The 3,869-nt window shown below is 64.7% G+C and carries 4 protein-coding genes and 2 pseudogenes; 4 read left to right on the forward strand and 2 right to left on the reverse strand.

The annotated features are described in order from the left end of the window. Window positions 1–207: 207 nt before the first annotated feature. Both AC2VON_RS26265 and AC2VON_RS26270 read left to right on the forward strand, forming a co-directional pair. Window positions 208–393: pseudogene (locus AC2VON_RS26265) on the forward strand (TetR family transcriptional regulator); the annotation flags it as partial. A gap of 72 nt (window positions 394–465) precedes the next feature. After that, window positions 466–1,212 carry a class I SAM-dependent methyltransferase gene (locus AC2VON_RS26270; protein ID WP_486955436.1) on the forward strand — a complete coding sequence of 249 codons (747 nt, stop codon included), beginning with the start codon at window positions 466–468 and terminating at the stop codon, window positions 1,210–1,212. A 202-nt stretch (window positions 1,213–1,414) separates the two neighbouring features. Here AC2VON_RS26270 and AC2VON_RS26275 read toward each other — a convergent pair whose 3' ends face one another. Continuing rightward, entirely contained in the window at window positions 1,415–2,020 is a 606-nt protein-coding gene (locus AC2VON_RS26275) for a TetR/AcrR family transcriptional regulator (RefSeq protein WP_486955437.1), read from the reverse strand. An 81-nt stretch (window positions 2,021–2,101) separates the two neighbouring features. Between AC2VON_RS26275 and AC2VON_RS26280 the strand changes: the two genes are divergently transcribed. Both AC2VON_RS26280 and AC2VON_RS26285 read left to right on the forward strand, forming a co-directional pair. Further along, a complete protein-coding gene (locus tag AC2VON_RS26280) occupies window positions 2,102–2,815 on the forward strand; it encodes a DUF899 domain-containing protein (RefSeq protein WP_486955439.1) in 714 nt (237 codons plus the stop codon). After that, window positions 2,812–3,201 (forward strand): VOC family protein, encoded by a 390-nt coding sequence (locus AC2VON_RS26285; protein ID WP_486955438.1) that lies wholly within the window; start codon window positions 2,812–2,814, stop codon window positions 3,199–3,201. The genes AC2VON_RS26280 and AC2VON_RS26285 overlap by 4 nt, the downstream gene beginning before the upstream one ends. Window positions 3,202–3,222: 21 nt before the next feature. Here the strand turns inward: AC2VON_RS26285 and ipdC are convergent. Then, window positions 3,223–3,869 (reverse strand): annotated as a pseudogene (gene ipdC / locus AC2VON_RS26290) ((3aS,4S,5R,7aS)-5-hydroxy-7a-methyl-1-oxo-octahydro-1H-indene-4-carboxyl-CoA dehydrogenase); the annotation flags it as partial.

Raw genomic sequence — 3,869 nt, forward strand, 5'->3', positions numbered from 1 at the left:
GCTGACTGCCGCCCGGGCAATCCTCACCGGGGTAGTCGCCGGTCAGGCCGAACTCCTCGAAGACGACCCGGACTCGACCCTGGTCGCCGAGCCGACAGGATGGCCACGCGCGCAGACACCGGAGTCGAACAAACTTGCTGCGCATCCTAACTCGCGCTAACGCCGACACCCGCCAATCCTCCACCAGTGCGAAAACCGCCTGCAGCTAAGGGGCTGTTCCTGGCGTCGTTCGAAGCGATCGAGCATCGGCACGCCCAGGTCGTCATCTATCAGGACGAGGCGAAGCGACTGTCGTCGCAGCTGCGCTTTTCCTACCTCGACGAGCGCAACAAACAGCAGCGTGAGATGTGGGTCGACGTATTGCGGCGGGGCGTGGTCGAATTCCGGTTTCAAGCAACGTCTGGGCAGCAGAAGACACAGTAATCCTCGCCACGTATTGACGCGTCGGCGATGTAACATTGCCCGGTGAGTTTTGCCGTCTCGCCAGAGGCCTACACCCGTTTCATGGGCCGATATGCCGAGCCTCTTGCGGCGGTCTTTACGGCATTTGCCGGGGTTGGCGTGGGCGAAAAGGTGCTTGACGTCGGTTGTGGACCAGGTGCCCTGACGGCACACTTGCGTTCGGTCGGAGCTGAGGTCGCGGCGATCGATCCTTCACCGCCGCTCATCGACGCGATCCGTATGCGCTTCCCAGACATTGACGTGCGCCGAGGTACGGCGGAGGAACTGCCGTACGATGACTCCGCTTTCGACGCTGCTCTTGCCCAATTGGTGGTGCACTTCATGAAGGATCCAGTCGCCGCCCTCGTACAGATGGCACGCGTGACTCGGCGTGGCGGTGTCACCGCAGCCTGCGTTTGGGACGGGCCGACGGGTGCACTGGCGCCGTTCTGGGATGCGGTTCACATCGTCGACCCTGAAGTTGAGGATGAAGCATTACTCTCCGGGGCCCGTAGGGGGCACCTGGCTGAGCTATTCGAAGCTGCCGGCCTGCGCGATGTGGAAAACGATTCGATCGCGGTCGATGTTGTGCACCCGACGTTTGACGAATGGTGGGAGCCATACACCTACGGTGTAGGTCCTGCCGGTGACTACGTCCAGCGAGTCGATGACGATACCCGCGCACACATCAAGTCGGTGGCTCGCGAGCGACTCGGTCGTGGACCGTTCACCATCACAGCTACGGCGTGGGCCGCCCGCGGGACGGTGTGACCGCAACGTGGTGGATTTCCGGTTGATCGTGTAGGGACAAGCCGGTTGGTCGGTTACGCGGTCACCGGTGTGATCCCGTGCTTCTCCTTTTCGAGCTCCACGTCGATGTGTCCCGACGGCAGCGACTGGGAGGGTTCGGCCTCGACCGCGAGGCCACGCGGCGGACCGGGTTTGCGCACGTTCGCGCGGGCCGGGTGCGCTGTCAGCGGGACAGGCCGGCGATGATGTCGTCGACCGTGCGCTGTGCCAGCGCCTGCAGGTCACGGCGGCTCGCACCGCGGAGGGGCCCATGCAGGGCCAGTTCGGCGAACCCGTGCACGGCGGACCAGCAGGGCCACTCGGCACCGTCGCGCCGGCTGGGTTGCAGCAGGCCGGTATCCACCATGGCGTCGAGGGCGTCGACCAAGGCGCGAAACGGGGGCGGGACAAACTTGCGGTCGACTGCGGTGAGACCGGACCCGAAGAAGGCCACCGAGAACCATCCCGGCTCGTCCAGCGCGAATTCGATGTAGCCGAGCCCGACCGCGCGCAGCTGATTGCGCGTCCGCGTCGGGACTGAACCCCGCCGGCGTGCCGGGCTGAGCATGCGCGCCGCCATCCGGTCCTGGATGGCCAGTGAAACCGCTCCCAACAGCGCCTCACGGTCGGCGAAGTGACGGTACGCGGCGTTGGGCGAGACACCGACCTGCCGCGTCGCTTCCCGGACGGTCAGTGCTTCTGGACCGCCGGTCCGGGTGAGATTCAACCCGGCATCAATCAGTGCCGCGCGCAGGTCGCCGTGGTGATAACCGGTCTTTGCCCCAGCCAACTCTTGACAACCCCCTAGAGTCCAAGTGTACGGTGTGAACATTACCAATGTTGACACCGTAAACATGGCAATGGAGGACGTATCGTGAGATCTCCGGGATTACCGCCGGTCGTTGATCAGGAGACCTGGCAGCGTGAATTGAACGCACTGCGGGTACAGGAGAAGGCGGCCACTCGCGAGCTCGATGCGATCGCCGCGCAGCGCCGCCGACTTCCGATGGTCGCGATGTCGGACTATGTGCTGGAAGGCGAGAACGGACCGGTGCGCTTGGTCGACGTGTTCGAGGGCAGGTCCCAGTTGATCGTCTACCACCACATGTGGTGCCCGGGTGAGGAATGGCAGTGTCCCGGCTGCACCGGGTACACCGCACAGTTCACCCGCCTGGAGTTCCTGGACAACTACGACGCGCGGTTCGTCATCGTCACGCAGGGCCCCAGCGACGAAGCGATTGCCTACAAGCGGCGGGTGGGCAACCAGATGGCTTGGTACTCCACTGCCAACAGTCCCTTCGGCGCCGATGTAGGTTCCCCGCCGGGACGTCAGTTCGCGCTGAACGTCTTCCTGCGCCATGGAGATCGCGTGTACCGGACCTGGCACACCAACCGGCGCGGTGTCGAACAGCCCAGTCACGCATTCGGATTGGTCGACGTACTGCCGTACGGGCGCCAGGAACAGTGGCAGGACTCGCCCGAGGGCTGGACGCAGTACCCGACCTACAGATGCTGGCCGAGCTCACTGGAGATTGCCGAGGCGCACGGCCCTGATTCCCAACCCATCTCAGGAGGTGCACGATGAGGACCACAAATACCGGCTTGACCACGATCAGCCTGGTGTGCCTGCCGACACCCGAGCAGGACAAAGCGGTCGCGTTCTACGAGTCGCTCGGATTCGAGAAGCGAACCGATCAGCCGTTCGGTGGCAGCTACCGCTGGATCGAGGTTTACCCGCCGGAGGGCACTACCGGCATCGCGCTCGCCCCACCGCCACCGGCGGGCGGACCGGTGGAGCCGACCGTCACCGGTATCACCCTGACCACCAGTGACATCGACGCCACTCACGAAGCGATGACGGAACTCGGCGTCGACGTCGATGCGCAGGTGTCGCGAATGGGCGAGCCGGTTCCACCGATGTTCGGGTTCCGCGACCCGACCGGCCACACGCTGATGGTCGTCGAGTCCTGATTGACGGTTCATGGTGACCGGTCACTGCACGAAGGCCGCCGCAGCCTGCAGATGGCTGATCGCATCGCGCATAACTCCCGCGATTAGTTCGGCGCACGACGGCAGATCCTCCAGGATGCCGGCCACCTGACCTGACGCCAGCACCCCGGCTTCGGTGTTCCCTTCCACCAGTCCGGCTTTCAGCAACATCGGGGTATTGGCCGCCATCACCACCTGAGACCAGGTGAGCTCCCTGCCGTGCCGCATCGCCAGGCCGTCGCGAATCATCGACGGCCACGTCATCTGCGAGAGCTTCTTGAATTTGGCGGCATTCAGCAGTGCCACCGCGAATCTTCTTGTTCCCGAGCCGACTTCCAGCTTCTCGATCAGTCCGGTGCGCAGCACACGGTGCGGCATGCCGTCGACGCGGGTGGTCACCACCGTGCTGTTCAATCCGGCCTGCAGATAGCGTTGCTTGACCGCATCGGGCACCGTGGAATCCGAGGTCAGCAAGAAACGCGTCCCCATCGCCACCCCTGCTGCGCCGTAGCTCAGCGCGGCCGCCAGGCCGCGACCGTCGAAGAACCCGCCGGCCGCAACAACCGGGATACTCACGGCGTCCAGCACCGACGGCAACAGCAGCGTGGTCGCCACCGGACCAGTGTGTCCGCCGCCTTCGCCGCCCTGCA

Source organism: Mycobacterium sp. TH-M82, assembly GCF_057473605.1.